At 43.7% G+C, this 16,018-nt stretch carries 17 protein-coding genes; 14 read left to right on the top strand and 3 right to left on the bottom strand.

What is annotated here, in order from left to right:
* Positions 1-62 precede the first annotated feature (62 nt).
* The 5 genes from SFC25_RS08320 (at position 63) to SFC25_RS08300 (ending at position 5,262) form a co-directional block, all read left to right on the top strand.
* The gene (locus SFC25_RS08320; RefSeq protein WP_411214824.1) at positions 63-833 is read left to right on the top strand and encodes an SDR family NAD(P)-dependent oxidoreductase; all 771 of its coding nucleotides are present in this window, start codon (positions 63-65) and stop codon (positions 831-833) included.
* A 114-nt stretch (positions 834-947) separates the two neighbouring features.
* Positions 948-2,585 carry an ATP-binding protein gene (locus SFC25_RS08315; RefSeq protein ID WP_411214823.1) on the top strand — a complete coding sequence of 546 codons (1,638 nt, stop codon included), beginning with the start codon at positions 948-950 and terminating at the stop codon, positions 2,583-2,585.
* The gene (locus SFC25_RS08310) at positions 2,551-3,252 is read left to right on the top strand and encodes a response regulator (protein ID WP_411214822.1); all 702 of its coding nucleotides are present in this window, start codon (positions 2,551-2,553) and stop codon (positions 3,250-3,252) included. The genes SFC25_RS08315 and SFC25_RS08310 overlap by 35 nt, the downstream gene beginning before the upstream one ends.
* Before the next feature lie 124 nt (positions 3,253-3,376).
* Positions 3,377-4,672 carry a CitMHS family transporter gene (locus SFC25_RS08305; RefSeq protein ID WP_411214821.1) on the top strand — a complete coding sequence of 432 codons (1,296 nt, stop codon included), beginning with the start codon at positions 3,377-3,379 and terminating at the stop codon, positions 4,670-4,672.
* Positions 4,673-4,752: 80 nt separating this feature from the next.
* The gene (locus tag SFC25_RS08300; protein WP_095218879.1) at positions 4,753-5,262 is read left to right on the top strand and encodes a type 1 glutamine amidotransferase domain-containing protein; all 510 of its coding nucleotides are present in this window, start codon (positions 4,753-4,755) and stop codon (positions 5,260-5,262) included.
* 40 nt (positions 5,263-5,302) lie between these two features.
* On the opposite strand, the gene SFC25_RS08295 is transcribed toward SFC25_RS08300, so the two are convergent.
* Positions 5,303-5,944 (bottom strand): NAD(P)-dependent oxidoreductase, encoded by a 642-nt coding sequence (locus SFC25_RS08295; protein WP_411214820.1) that lies wholly within the window; start codon positions 5,942-5,944, stop codon positions 5,303-5,305.
* A 152-nt stretch (positions 5,945-6,096) separates the two neighbouring features.
* Here SFC25_RS08295 and SFC25_RS08290 point away from each other — a divergent pair, with 152 nt between their 5' ends.
* Complete coding sequence (locus tag SFC25_RS08290) at positions 6,097-6,534, top strand: Rrf2 family transcriptional regulator (protein WP_411214819.1); 438 nt, start codon at positions 6,097-6,099, stop codon at positions 6,532-6,534.
* Between the two features lie 35 nt (positions 6,535-6,569).
* Here SFC25_RS08290 and hmpA read toward each other — a convergent pair whose 3' ends face one another.
* On the bottom strand, positions 6,570-7,745 hold the full coding sequence (gene hmpA, locus SFC25_RS08285) for an NO-inducible flavohemoprotein (protein WP_411214818.1): 1,176 nt from the start codon (positions 7,743-7,745) through the stop codon (positions 6,570-6,572).
* 160 nt (positions 7,746-7,905) lie between these two features.
* Between hmpA and SFC25_RS08280 the strand changes: the two genes are divergently transcribed.
* A complete protein-coding gene (locus SFC25_RS08280) occupies positions 7,906-8,337 on the top strand; it encodes an RrF2 family transcriptional regulator (protein ID WP_411214817.1) in 432 nt (143 codons plus the stop codon).
* A 61-nt stretch (positions 8,338-8,398) separates the two neighbouring features.
* Here SFC25_RS08280 and SFC25_RS08275 read toward each other — a convergent pair whose 3' ends face one another.
* Positions 8,399-9,037: a cupin domain-containing protein gene (locus SFC25_RS08275; RefSeq protein ID WP_411214816.1), complete on the bottom strand. Its 639-nt coding sequence runs from the start codon at positions 9,035-9,037 to the stop codon at positions 8,399-8,401.
* A gap of 191 nt (positions 9,038-9,228) precedes the next feature.
* Between SFC25_RS08275 and SFC25_RS08270 the strand changes: the two genes are divergently transcribed.
* The 7 genes from SFC25_RS08270 (at position 9,229) to dltD (ending at position 15,979) form a co-directional block, all read left to right on the top strand.
* Entirely contained in the window at positions 9,229-10,974 is a 1,746-nt protein-coding gene (locus tag SFC25_RS08270; protein ID WP_411214815.1) for a sensor histidine kinase, read from the top strand.
* Between the two features lie 82 nt (positions 10,975-11,056).
* Positions 11,057-11,728, top strand: coding sequence for a response regulator transcription factor (locus tag SFC25_RS08265; protein WP_411214814.1), 672 nt, complete (start codon positions 11,057-11,059; stop codon positions 11,726-11,728).
* Between the two features lie 15 nt (positions 11,729-11,743).
* Positions 11,744-11,890 (top strand): teichoic acid D-Ala incorporation-associated protein DltX, encoded by a 147-nt coding sequence (locus SFC25_RS08260; protein WP_038558452.1) that lies wholly within the window; start codon positions 11,744-11,746, stop codon positions 11,888-11,890.
* Positions 11,891-11,907: 17 nt separating this feature from the next.
* Entirely contained in the window at positions 11,908-13,413 is a 1,506-nt protein-coding gene (dltA, locus tag SFC25_RS08255) for a D-alanine--poly(phosphoribitol) ligase subunit DltA (RefSeq protein WP_411214813.1), read from the top strand.
* Positions 13,410-14,567, top strand: a complete 1,158-nt coding sequence (gene dltB / locus SFC25_RS08250; protein ID WP_411214812.1) for a D-alanyl-lipoteichoic acid biosynthesis protein DltB — start codon at positions 13,410-13,412, stop codon at positions 14,565-14,567. Before dltA ends, dltB begins: the two co-directional genes overlap by 4 nt.
* 15 nt (positions 14,568-14,582) lie before the next feature.
* Positions 14,583-14,819 carry a D-alanine--poly(phosphoribitol) ligase subunit DltC gene (gene dltC, locus SFC25_RS08245; protein WP_095230896.1) on the top strand — a complete coding sequence of 79 codons (237 nt, stop codon included), beginning with the start codon at positions 14,583-14,585 and terminating at the stop codon, positions 14,817-14,819.
* Positions 14,819-15,979: a D-alanyl-lipoteichoic acid biosynthesis protein DltD gene (gene dltD / locus SFC25_RS08240; RefSeq protein ID WP_411214811.1), complete on the top strand. Its 1,161-nt coding sequence runs from the start codon at positions 14,819-14,821 to the stop codon at positions 15,977-15,979. Before dltC ends, dltD begins: the two co-directional genes overlap by 1 nt.
* Positions 15,980-16,018 lie beyond the last annotated feature (39 nt).

Raw genomic sequence — 16,018 nt, 5'->3', positions numbered from 1 at the left:
TCGCAGCAAACGGCTTCTTCTATAGTGGAAATGTAAGCGCAGAACATGAAGGGGGAATAATCATGACATTTCCAGTTTTAGAAGGTAAAGTAGCAATCGTAACTGGTGCAGCAATGGGGATGGGTCTGGCGACAGCGAAACTATTCGCGGAAGTAAAAGCAAAGGTTGTTGGGGCAGATTTCAATGAAGAAAAAGGTAAAGCAGCAGTCGAAGAGATCGAAGCAGCTGGCGGAACAGCTTTCTTCGTAAAAGTAGATGTATCAGATTCAGCACAAGTGAAACAGATGGTGGAAGCAACAGTAGCGAAGTTCGGACGTCTGGATGTTGCGATCAATAACGCAGCTCTAACACCGGATAATGCACCAGCAGCAGAATTCGATGAAGCGTACTGGAACCGTTTGATTGCGGTTGATCTGACAGGTACAGCGCTTTGTATGAAATATGAATTACAGCAAATGATCAAGCAAGGTGAAGGCGGCAGTATCGTAAACATTTCTTCTGTCAGCGGTTTCCGTCCGCAGCCCAATAACATCGCATATGTTGCAGCTAAGCATGGCGTTGTAGGTATGACAAAGGTTGCAGCTCTTGAAAACGGACCAATGAACATTCGTGTAAACACAGTGGCTCCTGGAGCTATTGATACACCAATGCTTAGAGGTTCCCTGGAAGAAACAGGCCAGACAGAAGAGGAATTCGCACCAATGCTAAGTCTTCTTGGCAGATTCGGTCAGCCGGAAGAGATTGCCCAAGCGAGCCTATGGTTAGCATCCGATCAATCTTCTTACGTGACTGGTACGACTATTCATGCTGACGCAGGATATACAAGCAGATAACATGATTGGCATCCACTCCTCAGTGGATGCTTTTTTTATTTTCACAACCTTTTTTCTTCCTATAGCGGTAAAGTAGTAAGATAATAGCAGAGGAGAACAAAGGGGACGACTTATATGGGGGAACTGCGGAGACGGCTTCGTTTTGGTTTGCTAGGTCAGATTATTTTATTGGTGACAATTTTGCTTGTGATCAGTCTATTATTTGTAAGCGCTCTATTCATAAGGAAGGTTGATGAGATAGTCGAGGAGGATGCAGGAAACACTGCGATGGCTGTTGCTAAAATTGCTGCCAAAGATGACACCATTCTTCAGCATCTGGAGGAGAGGGATAATGACGAGGCGATACAGCAAGAGTCGTTAAAAATCCATCAGAATAGCGGTGCAGACTATGTTGTTATCGCTGATACGAATGGCATCCGGATTTCACATCCAGAACCGGGGCGAATCGGTAAACCGACCAAGACGAGCAATGATCCAGTCTTGGAGGAGGGCAAGGAAGTCATATACGAAGGTAATGGCATTTCTGGTTATGCAATTAAAGCGAAAACACCGATAAAGAATGAATCAGGTGATATCATTGGTGTAGCGTCTGTCGGATTTTTAAAACATAACCTGAATGATCAGATTCTTTCTTATTTACAGGAGGTAATCATCTGGTTCCTGCTTATCTTCATTGTGGGTCTAGTTGGTGCTTATCTTGTGGCCAAAAGAGTGAAAAAGCTGATTTATGGATTAGAACCAGAAGAGATTTCCTTCTTATTCAAAGAAAAGGAAACAACGCTGGCATCAATCAAAGATGCTACCATTGCTATCGATCGCAAAGGTCATATCACATCTATTAACCGAAGAGCCAAAGAGATATTCAAGCGTAAATCGGTACTGGAGGATGCAATTGATCAGACAAATCTGCAAGCTCTTTATCAAGCTGTTTTGGCAGATGGCAAAGGAAAGTATAATAAATATACCTTTGTTGCTGGCGATATTTACATAGTAGATGCTTCTCCGATTAAAGAAGCAGATGAAACATTGGGAGTCGTTTTTACATTGCGTCCCGAAACTGAAGTGATTGACGTGTCAGAGACAATTGCAAGAATGAAGCAGCAAGCAGATCAGATGCGCGCTTCCAATCATGAATTCATGAATAAATTAAATACGTTATATGGCTTAATCAGTCTGAAGCAATATGATAAAGCACTCGTACTTATCTCCGAAGAAGTGGAGGAGCAGCAGAGTGTTGTCAATGTACTGATGGCAAGCATAAAGGAACCGATGATCGCAGCCTGTCTATTAGGGAAATTCAATCGTGCCAAAGAACTAAAAGTGTCATTGACAATTGATGAAAGCAGCAGCATGAACATGGATATGAGACCGGAAGCTACAGAGAAAATCGTCACAATCATTGGCAATGTGCTAGAGAATGCCCTTGAGTCCGCTTCAAAGCACCAGGGTACCAAAGGAAAGGTTTTTGTGTCTTTCACAGATCTAGGCCAAGAAGTGATAGTAGATATCGAGGACAATGGCAAGCGGCTCTCTGAGAAGGAGAAACAGGCAGTATTGGTGGATGGATACTCAACCAAAAAGGATGCTGACGGACACGGAATCGGATTGACGATAGTACAGGCAGCATTGGAGAAACTGCATGGAGATTTGTATTATGGAGACAGTGAAGCAGGAGGAACACTCGCAACGATTGTTCTCCCGAAAGGAAGCGTGGAAAATGGACCGGATGAACGTTCTGATAGTGGAAGATAACGTGGAAGCATCAATGGTATTTCAGAATTACTTGAATCAGATGGAAGGGTATCGGCTGATTGGTGTCGCTGAGAATGGAGAGCAGGCGAAAAGTCTGCTTCAGGCATTGAAGCCGGACTTGGTGCTGCTTGATGTCTATCTTCCTGATACGAATGGCATTGATATACTCTGGTTCATCCGCCAGAATTACCGCAGGACGGATGTCATCCTGCTGACAGCAGCGAATGATACGGAGACGGTTGGTGAGGCGATGCGTGGAGGCGTATATAGTTATTTAATAAAACCAGTAGATGGCGATCGTTTCCAGCGTGTGCTACAGGAATATGCTATCTATAAGAGAGAACTTCAATCGGGCAATGAAATCGGTCAGCAGCAAGTAGACGCATTTTTTCATCCAAACATACATACACCAGAAGCAGCGGAACAGGAAGTCTATCCAAAAGGAATCGATCGTCACACCTTGGAATCGGTACGGCACGTAATGAAGGAGCAGCAAAACAGTGAAAAAGCTGAGGAAATTGCAGCGAAAGTAGGCGTAAGCCATTCTACTGTCCGCCGCTACCTGGAATATATGGTGTCGAGAAAAGAAGCGGAGGTGGAAGTCTCCTATGGTACAGTCGGAAGGCCAGTCCGCAAGTACAAAAACAGAACTGGTAACTCATCCTGATCTTCGTGAAAAAAATGAAAAAAATGCACTTAATGTAAGTAAACTGTGCATTTTGTGAACATAATGATACACTTCTTTCAAATGAAAGCGCTAACAAATAGCGCGTCTTGAATGAGGACTTTCTTTGTTGTCTTTATTGGGCTTCTCCATGGTTGCTGTATTTATGTATTTGATTATGTCCAAAAAGCTATCGCCGCTTGTGGCGTTGACGCTCATTCCAATTCTATTTGGTATAATTGGCGGCTTTACTTCTTCACTCGGTCCGATGATGCTGGAAGGTGTGGAGGGGATCGCAGCAACAGCCATAATGATTCTGTTTGCTATCCTTTATTTCGGAGTCATGATTGATGCAGGTCTGTTCGACCCCCTGATCAATTTCATTCTGAAAGTGGTAAAAGGGGATCCGCTTAAAATCGTTGTTGGTACTTCTATTCTTTCTATGATGGTAGCTCTTGATGGGGATGGTACAACCACGTATATGATCACCGTTTCTGCGTTGTTGCCGCTCTATAAGCGATTAGGAATGAATCGTTTGATTCTAGCAACAGTAGCCATGCTTTCAATGGGGGTAATGAATATTACACCTTGGGGCGGCGCTTCGGCTATGGCCATGGCTGCTTTGAATCTGGAAGCATCGGAGCTGTTCATACCGATTATTCCTGTTATGGGAGTAGGGCTTGTTTATGCGATAACAGTAGCTTTCATCCTTGGAAGAAAGGAAAGGAAGCGTCTAGGTGTCGTACAGCTGGATGATCAAACGCACAGAGAAATCAGTGCTGCTGAAGAGGTACCAGCTTATCGCCGTCCAAAGCTTGTTTGGGTCAACTTGCTGCTTACAATAGCATTGCTGGTCTGCCTAATCATGGACTTCATCTCGCTGACGATATTGTTCATGGTTGCTTTTGCTGTCGCTCTGATGATCAACTATCCGCGTATGAGTGAGCAGCAGGAAAGAATGGCAGCTCATGCGAAAAACGGTTTAGCCGTTACGACGATAGTTATAGCTGCGGGTATCTTCACAGGTATTATGTCTGGAACGGAAATGATTGATGCTATGGCGAATACGCTTGTATCCATCATCCCCGAGTTCATGTCACCATATCTCGCAGTCATTATCGCTATCATTAGTGCACCATTTACTTTCTTTATGTCCAACAATGCATTCTATCTCGGTGTACTGCCGATTTTGGCTGAAGCAGCGCAAGCTTACGGTGTCAGCAAAGTAGAAATCGGTCGTGCGGCATTGCTTGGCCAGCCGGTGCACGTATTGAGCCCGCTAGTAGCCGCAGCCCATTTGCTAATCGGTATGGTAGGCATCCAGTTTGGAGAGCTGCAGCGATATGCGATGCTCTGGGCATTCGGATCGACAATCGTGATGACGATTGCGGCATTGCTATTCGGTGTGATCAGTATCGGATGATAACCTGTGAGCACTATAGTTGAAGAGAGAGAGAAGCCTCTGGTAGTCTTAAGGTAAAGATAAACTAGGAGGGACTATATATGAGTAAAAAAATCGCAGTTTTAATTACAGATGAATTTGAAGATATCGAATATACAAGTCCGGTAAAAGCATACGAAGAAGCTGGTCACAGCGTCGTTAACGTGGAGTTCGAAGCTGGTAAAGAAGTTAACGGCAAGCACGGTGAGAAAGTGAAAATCGACAAAGCGATTTCCGATGTGGATGCAAGTGAATTCGATGCACTATTGATTCCTGGAGGATTCTCTCCTGACTTGCTTCGCGGAGATGACCGTCCTGGTGAATTCGCGAAAGCCTTCGTAGAAAATGAAAAACCTGTATTCGCCATCTGCCATGGTCCGCAAGTATTGATCGACACAGACTTGCTTAAAGGCAAGGATATTACAGGTTATCGCAGTGTTCGCAAAGACTTGATCAATGCTGGTGCGAACTACAAGGATGAAGAGGTAGTCGTAAGCCATAACATCGTAACAAGCAGAACACCTGATGATTTGGAAGCATTCAACCGCGAATCTTTGAATCTGTTGAAATAAGAGAAAAGGCGCAGGACCGTTTGGTCTGGCGCCTTTTTATTTATTCTTTTTCTCCAACGACAGAGAAGCGTTCATTTGGATGGGCAGGTTTCTCGATCTCATCCAACATAGCAATAGCATAGTCAGCATAGCTGATATAGCTGTTGCCTTGTTTATTCAAGATCATGACATCACCGCCGGATTGATAGCTGCCAGTCCGTTTGCCTTCTGCATCGAAGAATCCGCCTGGACTGATATATGTCCATTGGATACCTTCAACGTTTTCCAGCTCTTTTAGGTTTTCGCCCATGTTGGCAGCTGTCGGCAAATACGCATCCGGGAAGTCTGGTGTTTCGAATACACGAGTTGTTTTTCTATCATCTACGAAGAGGCTTCCAGCACCGCCGACAACGAGAAGGCGAGTAGAAGGAGCACCTTGTAATGCTGCGATAAGAACTTGACCTGCTTCAATATGCTGTTTTTCTTGACCAGGAGCAGCATTGAAGGCGTTGACGACTACGTCAAAATCTTTTACATCTTCCGTTTGGATTGCAAAAATTTCTTTTTCCAGTACGTTGATATTGTTAAGTTCTACTTTTGCAGCGTTACGTACAATTGCTGTGACCTCATGACCGCGATCCAATGCTTCTTTTGCAATCAAGCTGCCTGCTTTACCAGTGGCTCCGATAATCCCTATTTTCATGGGAAATCCCCCTTGTGTTTAACTTGTAATTATATTTATTACATGTAGTATAATAAGTTACAGGTGATAACTTGTCAACACTTTCCTTTTACGCGTTTCATTTTGCGTTATACTATAGAGATAGGAATTCATTTGAAAGTGAGCTGGAAATTATGTCAATAAGCAGCCGTTTTGCTGTTGGTATTCATATACTGACACTTCTGGAGGTAAATAAGGACGAAGTGAATTCGTCTGAGTTCATTGCAGCAAGTGTCAATACAAACCCGGTTGTCATCCGTAAGATCATGGGGATGCTGAAAAAAGCGGAGCTGGTCCATGTACGGCCAGGAGTGGCAGGTGCGGAACTGGCACGAAAGCTCGATGAAATCACGCTGCTTGATGTGTATAAAGCTGTGGAAGCAGTCCCGGAAAATGAACTTTTCAGTGTGCATGGAAATCCGAACCCGCAATGTACGGTCGGCAGGAATATCCAAGCAGCTGTTCTGCCAATATTCGCCGGGGCACAGTCAGTCATGGAAAAAGCATTGGCGCATGTGACCATTGAGGATATTGTGCAAAGTATAGAAGAGCAAGATAAGAAAATGGAATAAAAAAGCGCACTGCCTCGGCAGTGCGCTTCGTTGTTTTATTGCGCTTTTTCAAGATCAGCAGCAGGACCGAAGAACTCAAAATGAACTTGTTCTTTACTGATACCAAAGCGATACATCGTAGAAATGACAAATTCCATGAAACCAGCTGGACCACAAACATACACATCGCTGTCAGTCTTCACCATATCCTTAAGGACAGTTTCATCGATTCTTTTATCTTCATAGTACGTCTGATATGTTAGATTAGGCATTCTTTCTTGGATGCTTTGGATCTGCTTCGTAAAAGCAGCATACTCCGGAGTACGGGCGGCTTGCAGGAACACGACTTCCCGCTTGGAATCCTCTGCTGCAAGCGTCTCAAGCATACTCATGATTGGCGTGATACCAACACCGCCAGCGATGAAGGTAATTGGTTTACCAGCATTTCTTTCTAGAGTGAAAACGCCAGCAGGAGCACTTACCTCAAGTTTGTCTCCTTCTTTTACTTGTTCGTGCAGGTAGACGGAAACCTTGCCATCTGGATTATTATCGTCTTCTTTCTTCACAGAAATACGGAACGTATCTGATGAAGGTGTCTTAGACAAACTGTATTGACGGATCATCATATATTTCTCGCCAGGTATGGATACACGGACAGAAATATATTGACCTGGTTCGAAATCAGGTACGCGATCAGCATCAGCCGGTTTCAAGTAGAAGGACGTGATAACATCACTTTCCTGAACTTTCTTTTCAACAACAAAGTCTTTAAAGAATGACCAACCGCCTTCTTTCTTTTTATTCTCTTCATACATATTCGCTTCTATACCGATGAAGGCATCAGCGATGACACCATATGCTTCTTCCCATGCTTTCAGGATCTGAGGCGTAGCTGCATCTCCTAAAACCATCTTGATTGCTTTAAGCAAGTATTCTCCTACAACTGGATAATGTTCTGCTTTAACACCTAAGCTGACATGCTTATGAGAAATCTGTACGACTGTCGGTAGGATGGCTTCGAGCTTATCGATATGTACCGCAGCTGCATAGACAGCATTAGCGAGTGCTGTTTGCTGTTTGCCTCTTGCCTGATTTGCATGATTGAAAATGTTCAGAAGTTCAGGGTGTGCTTTGAACAATTCTTCATAGAAGACAGTAGTAATTTGAGTACCGTGTTCTTCTAGCACAGGTACCGTGCTTTTGATGATGTCGATAGTTTCTTTTGATAACATGTTGGATTCCTTCTTTCGTCGATCTATCTCTATCATAGAACTAACTGCGGTTAAAAGATATATTTTAAATACCACTTTAACAAAAGTGTCACATTCTCTTTATGCCCATTCATATATTCAGTTATGCTATAATCCTCAAGAAGAGGAGGATGTAACAAAGATGCGATTAACGATGTATACCGATTTTTCCCTAAGGGTCCTTCTTTATTTGGGAACGAAAGATAAAGACAAGCTGTCCACGATTCAAGAAATCGCGACAGCATATCATATATCAAAAAATCATTTGATGAAAGTTGCACATGAAATGCGCCAGGCCGGCTATATTGAAGCTGTACGGGGGCGTTCCGGCGGTATTAAACTGGCACGAAAGCCAGAAGATATCAATATCGGAGCGGTCGTGCGGAGGATGGAAGACGATTTTCATTTGGTGGAATGCTTCAATCGAGAGAACAATACATGCCCGATTGCTTCTGTTTGCGGATTGAGGGGAATATTAGGTAAAGCTTTGCATGCATACTTGCAAGTGCTTGATGCGTATTCATTACAGGATTTATTAGAGAATGAAGCAGATTTACGCATGCTGCTTCGATGAACAAATTAGAACTAATACCTTACTTAAAGAACAGCCTCTCCTGCACAAGGAGAGGCTGTTCTTATTTGAAACGATAATAATGATACCCATCTGTATAGTCATTTATTTGACTTGGATTATTTTCCTGATGGGAGGCGTGTTCGTCAGTGCGCTGCTGGTGGCATTCGTCTGGAGGACCGATGATGATGGTCTGGTTGTTGAGCGGACGCAATGTTTCCTGAAGCTTTGTTTTATCCAAACAATAGGTTTTTGCAAGTACTTCGGCAGGTGTTCTTGCCAGGATGTCCGAACCGAAAATATATTCAGGGTATGGTGCATCAAAAATCGCCAGCAGATGTGTCTGATCTTCTGCAGCTGTTTCCCAGTGCCACCAGCCTTGAGGGACATTTGCGACCTGCCCGCCGGTGATGCGGATGTTTTCGACTTTATTTGTGAACGGATTGATCAGGGAAACTTGAGCTGACCCGCTAATGCAATAAACAAGTTCCGCTGCATTTTGATGATAATGAGGTTCGACTGTTTTCCCTTTGCTTAGATAGATATCAAGAAGGGAGACATCTCCCAGTGTATTCAATACATCCCGGCCCAGCCGGTTGATATAGTTCCGGCTATTCCTAGTGAATAGGCGGTTTTTATTCAAATCGCTAAAATACTGGACATTGCCCTTTGTATAGTCCATGTATTCATTTTCTTTCCCCATGCCTTCCCCTTCTTTCTGTTAAGTGCTTCGAAGTTAGATTATGCAGGAGGCGAGCATTTGGATTTTACAAAAAAAGGGTTCCGTATTTTTATAAATGCGTGTACGCTGATGTAGTATGCGGACACATAAAAAACATATCCGTAAATTACAGTATACATAACTAACTGTCGTAGTACATAAAGGGGTACCACATGAGAAAACGAGGCATTACAATCAAGCTGTTCGCTGTGACAGCTTTATTTTTCTTGGCATTTTACGCGATGATCATGATTTTTCAGCTTGTGTTTTTTGATAGCTTTTATCAGCACTATAAAACAAAAGAAGCTGCCGAGCATCTGCATGCATTGGCTAAAGGTTATGAGGACAATTCCTGGAGCGCAGAGGAACTGACGAAGCAAACACTGTCTTATATGCAGGAAACGAAAAGTCCTTTGACAATTGTCGATGCAGAGGGATATCAGCTGGTGCAGGATCCGATTAACATCATGGTGGAGACAGAATCCGGAGAGGATCTAGAAGTGGCATTGTCTTTATTTGTCACGGATAATGGCAGCGACTTGAACACATTGGACATCAGAAAGGGAGACATGCTTGAGATTTTTGGAGAAACAGATATGTCAGTTGCTTCGGTCATTTATCCATCTGTCATCACCAAGGATGGGCAAAGTGTCGGTGAACATCTGGAAGAGAATGAAGTGACATGGGAAGGTAAAGTAAAAAGCGTTTCGCTGCCTCAGGGTGGCATGTCTAATAGAGGATTAGGCCTTCTTTATGATGCCCTGCTTGCTTGGTTCCCGTTAGATGAAGAACTGCTTAAACAACTTAACAAAGGTGAAAGCCAGCAGCTGGACTGGGTGGAGTCGTGGAGCGGAAAGCAGAACCTTGTACTGATAGAACCAGTGAAAAAAGACGGAGAAATGCAATATCTGTTCTCGGTCACATCCTTACAGGAAACAAAAGATACAAATGAAGCACTGCGTGTGTTTTATCTATATATCGGTATAGCTGGTTTCGTCCTCATTCTATTGCTTTCTTTGTTCTACTCGCGTCTTGTGAGCAGTCCCTTGATCAAGCTGAATGAAATGGCGAAAAAAATGGTGCATCTGGACTTTACGTCGGTGAAGCCAATCAAACAAAAAGATGAATTAGGCAGCCTTTCCAATAACATGCTGATCATGGCGCAGAATTTGGATATTGCATTGGAGGATCTGAAACGTGCCAATGAAAAGCTGAAGCAGGATATGGAGAAACGCAAACAGATGGAGAAAGCGCAGCGCGAATTTTTCGAACATGCTTCCCATGAACTGAAGACACCGCTCAGTATCGTCAAAAGCTTTGCAGAAGGGCTGCAGGACGGAATCAGTCCCGATAAACAGGATCACTATATTGATGTAATCATTGAGGAATCCGACAAGATGCAAGTACTGATCGGAGATATGCTTGATTTGGCCAAGCTTGAGAACGGAGCTATCAAACTAAGAAAATCATCATTCCTGCTTAGTGAAATGATAGAAGATCTTTCCGATAAAATGTACTGCATGGCCAAGGAAAAACAGGTTTCCATTGAAGTGATGCCACGGAATGAAATGCCGATTACGGCAGATTATGAATGGATGGAGCGGGTGATGCGGAATTTGCTTGTCAACGCAGTCCGTCATAGTGAAACAGATTCCGTTATTACTATCCGTATCGAAACAGATCTGGACACTGCCCGCAGTGTGTTCATGATTGACAACAAAGGCCCTCATATTCCGGAGGAGCAGCTTGATAAGATATGGAATCGATTTTATCGTACTGAGTCGTCCAGAAGCAGATTGACAGGCGGCACAGGTTTGGGACTTGCAATCGTACAGCAAATACTCGATTTACACCACTTTATCTATGACGTGGAAAATACGCCAGAAGGGGTACGCTTTATCGTGCGTTTTTATAAGTAACTAGGAAAAATTGCTTATTGGACACATGAAGGACATATGAGCTTGTTAATTTATGTATATCAGTTGGAAGGAAGGATGCACGATGAGAAAGAAAGTGCTACTTGTCGAGGATGAATTGCGCATCCGGGAAGTAGTGGCGGACTACTTCAAAATGGATGGCTGGGAAGTGCATGAAACTGATAATGGCAGCAGTGCAATTGATTGGTTTGACGCTATTTATCCCGATCTGGTCATTCTGGATATCATGATGCCGCAGATGGATGGCTTTGCGGTTACAAAAGAGGTCAGGGCAAAATCGGGTGTACCAATCATCCTGTTGACAGCCAAATCCAGCGACGATGATAAAATTCATGGATTCGATTTGGGAGCAGATGATTACGTGACGAAACCGTTCAGTCCGAAAGTATTGGTTGCGCGGGCTAATTCCTTGATGAAGCGGGCAACAGAACATTACTTGCCGAATGGACATATGCTCAGCTTCGGCCATGCGGTGGTCAATACGAAATCACGTCAGCTGGAGTTGAATAAACAACAGGTCGAGCTGACGCCGAAGGAATATGACCTCTTGCTGCTCCTGCTGCAGCATAAAAACAACGTCCTTTCACGTGAAACAATTCTGAATCATGTATGGGGCATCGATTTTGAGGGAGATAATCGCGTAGTGGACACGCATATTAAAAAGCTGCGTGCCAAACTTGGAGATGAATCCCACCATATTCGGACCGTTATTGGTACTGGGTATAAATTTGAATAGAAGGCAGAGGAAAAAATGAATAAGATCAAGCAGCTGTATGCACATACGGGTGTTCGCTTTGTCGTGCACACGTGCTTTTATTTGGCAATCCTTGTCACCTTGTTCATGCTATATGGCTTCCATACAGCCAATACAGGTAACTACATCTATAACGATTTTTAATTGGAGAAGATATAACAATGAAACTTTTAACAACTATTGCACAGCATGCGGTAAGCAGTCCGGAGCAGACAGCATTCCGTAATGGAGAGGATGCAATCAGCTACAGGATGCTTTGGGACCGATCAGACAGACTGGCTGCTCTTATACAAAGCAGCTGTCAGCTTGAACGGCAGACGCCAATTGTTGTGTATGGCCATATGGGGACGGATATGCCGGTATCCTTCCTTGCCTGTGTAAAGGCTGGCTATCCATACATACCTATTGATACATCCATTCCGATGGAGCGGGTGCGTCTTATCGTGGAAAAATCCGGTGCAGGATTGGTCATCAATACAACCGATACCGATCTTGGACTTAATAATATAGCTGTTTTATATACAGCAGCTTTGCAGCTGGAAGAAGAAGAGGTTAGCAATCGGGACTTGTGGGTGAAGGAAGAGGAAGTATTTTATATCATCTACACATCGGGAAGCACCGGAAATCCGAAAGGTGTACAGGTAACAGCAGCAAACCTGCAATCCTTTACTGATTGGATGACGAGTGACTTTCCGCTCGAACAAGAAAAAGTATTCCTCAATCAGGCGCCATTCTCATTCGATTTATCTGTGATGGATTTTTACCCGGCCCTGCAAAGCGGCGGGACAATCCATGCGCTGACCAAGGAAGTAATCAATAAGCCGAAGCTGCTTTTTGAAAATCTCAGCCATTCAGCTTTGCAGATTTGGACTTCCACACCATCCTTTGTTCAAATGTGTTTTCCTAACCCAGATTTTCATGCAGAAATGCTTCCAGAGCTGGATACCTTCCTGTTCTGTGGAGAAGTTTTGCCGCTTGCAACAGCAAAAGAATTAAAAAAACGATTCCCGCAAGCGAGGATTTTCAATACATATGGGCCAACAGAAGCAACAGTTGCCGTAACGTCGATTGAGGTTACAGAAGACTTACTGTTACAAGAGGAAGCATTGCCGGTTGGCCGCCCGAAACCGGATATGCGTATCCTCGTCGTGGACGAATCCGGTAATCCGCTGCCAGATGGAGAAAAAGGAGAGCTTATTCTCGCAGGACCGAGCGTGACTAAAGGCTACCTTGGTGAGCCGCTGCTGACTGAAAAAGCATACGGCACTGTGTATGATATGCAAGCTTATCAAACTGGGGATGCAGGTGTAATCAAGAATGGCCTCGTATATTGTCAGGGCAGACTGGATTATCAGATTAAGCTGCATGGTTACCGGATGGAGCTGGAGGAAATTGAATTCCATCTACAGCAATCCGAATATATTAAAGCTGCGATCATCATTCCGTATGCACCGAAAGAGGAAATTGAATACTTGATTGCTGCAGTCGTTCCAGAAGAACACAATTTTGATAAGGAATATCAGCTCACAGCAGCTATTCGGAAGGATCTTGCTTTGCGCTTGCCAGCTTATATGATCCCGCGTAAATTCACCTATCATATGACTATCCCGATGACAATGAACGGAAAAGCGGATCGTAAGAGGATGACGGAAGAGGTATTCGCATGACCCCGTATAGTTCGTTCCTTTTCTTTATTATTCTAGGCATTCTGCTCCTGCCGACGATGATTCTCGGTATCATGGGCAAGCATTTGCGTTATTACAATGTATTCGTATCGATTGCCATCCTGGCCTTGATTTTTTCGGGTGGAGATGAAGGGTTTTATACACTCATCATCTTCACTATCCTGCAGCTGGTGCTGATCAAAGGCTATATCTCATACCGGCAGAAAAAGAATAGCAGTCTTGTATTCTATCTGATGAGTTTCTTATCGATTATGCCTTTGATCCTATCAAAAATCCTGCCGTTCCTGGCAGTGGATAACTGGGCAAGCTTTCTTGGTATCTCGTATCTGACATTCCGTGCTGTCCAAATCATCATCGAAACGAGAGATGGTTTGATCAAACAGCAGCTGTCGATTTACCAGCTTGTCAATTTCATGCTGTTTTACCCGACGATTTCTTCTGGTCCGATTGATCGGTTCCGACGTTTCCAGAAGGACGAGGAGAAGCGTTGGACACCAGAAGAATACAAGGAGCTGCTTTATAAAGGAATCAACAAGATTTTCCTCGGCTTCTTGTACAAGTTCATCATCGGGTATGCGATCAACACCTATTTCATTATGGATCTTGATCATATCGCAGATGGCCGGTTCAGTTATCATCTGCTGTATATGTACAGCTACAGTTTATATCTGTTCTTCGACTTTGCCGGGTATACGTTATTTGCAGTCGGTGTCAGCTATATCATGGGCATTCGTTCGCCGGAGAATTTCAACATGCCATTCATCAGCCGGAACATAAAGGATTTCTGGAACAGATGGCACATGTCACTGTCATTCTGGTTCCGGGATTATGTGTTCATGCGTTTTGTTTTCCTGATGAAAAAGAAAAAATGGATACAAAACAAAATGCTCGTGTCGAATCTGGGCTATATCCTTCTATTCCTGCTGATGGGAGTATGGCATGGATTAGCAGTTCAGTACATCGTCTACGGTGCTTATCATGCCCTGATGATGACTGCGTTCAATTATTTTGAGACATGGAATAAAAAACATAAGCGCTGGCCGACCGGCAAGATGATGACAATTGTGTCGATTGTCATCACTTTCCATGTCGTCTGTTTCGGATTCTATTTGTTTTCCGGAAGGCCATTTCAATAAAAGGGGAATTTACTAATGGATTTTAAAGAGAAAGTACTACAAGTTATTGCAGAAGTTTGTGAAGATGATGTTGTAAAAGAGGAACACGATCTTGATATTTTCGAAGCAGGGTTGCTGGATTCGTTTGCAACCGTGGAGCTGATCGTGCAATTTGAAGAACAGCTGGGCATCAATGTACCGATAACAGAGTTCGACCGGGATACGTGGAATACACCAAATGCCATTATCGATCGTCTGAATGAGCTGAAATAATGAAGAAGAAGTATCTATTCGGACCGATTATTCTTGCATTGGTCCTGTTCGCCGGTCTCGTCTTTGTGCCGGCTTCCTGGCTGGAAAAGCTGGTACCGGAAGATCGGTTGGAAGAGTCAGCAACGAGCCTCGAACCGAATATGTTCCAGGGAACGTATTTACAAAGTGAGATGCTTGCTGATCCAGAGTATGTCCCAATTTACGGATCTTCTGAGTTATCACGCTGGGACCCGTTCCACCCATCGAATTACTTTGAAGCAACTGGAGCTGATTTTTCGCCTTACTTAGTAGGAAAAGGCGGAACAACATCCATCATCAATGATCTCAACTTTGCAGCACATGCGGAAGAGCTGAAGAACAAACAGATGGTCATCATCGTCTCGCCGCAGTGGTTCGTCAAACACGGTACTGATGAACAGCATTTTGCACCGAACTATTCCTCGCTGCAGGCCTATCAGCTGCCATTTAATAAAGAAATAGATGAGCAAGTGAAGCAGAAATTGATGCAAAGGCTGATGTCATATGATGCAGTCAAAAATGACACAATGCTTTATCAGCTTTACGAGGCGTATTTGGATGATAAGGATATCAAATTCAATTTATTAGCCGCTCCAGCGAAAGCTTACATATCCATGCTGAAGAAGAAGGATTTGTATTACACACTTATCAAGGACGAACCTTCGAATCGGCATCAGTCCGGTAAAGTGAAGGACAAGACGTGGGAGGAACTGCAGGCTCTGGCGGATGCCTACGGTGAAAAACGCACAAAGGATTCAAGATTCCACATCGACGATAAGGTCTATAAACACAAGAAGAACCATATCAAAGAGATGGAAGGCAAAAACAAAGGACATTCCTATGCGGAATCTCCTGAGTACGAGGATTTCCAACTGATGCTGGATATCCTGAAAGAAGCAGATGCTAAGCCGCTCTTTGTCATCATCCCGGTCAACGGAGAATATTACGATTACACAGGATTCCCGAAGCAAGGGAGGGAAGACTATTATAATCGAATCAAAAAGCAGATTGATGATAATGGTTTTGCCTATGCTGACTATTCCGGCCACGAATATGATCCGCATTTTATGCGTGACACGATTCATCTCGGCTGGAAGGGCTGGGTCTATTTAGATGAAGATATGGAGAAATTCCTTCAATAGAAAAGGACGATTCACCTGGCCGGTGGATCGCCTTTTTTA

Source organism: Terribacillus saccharophilus (assembly GCF_046592595.1).
In the GTDB taxonomy this organism is placed as follows: Bacteria; Bacillota; Bacilli; order Bacillales; family Amphibacillaceae; genus Terribacillus; species Terribacillus saccharophilus_C.
This window is presented reverse-complemented; position numbering and strand designations above follow the sequence as displayed.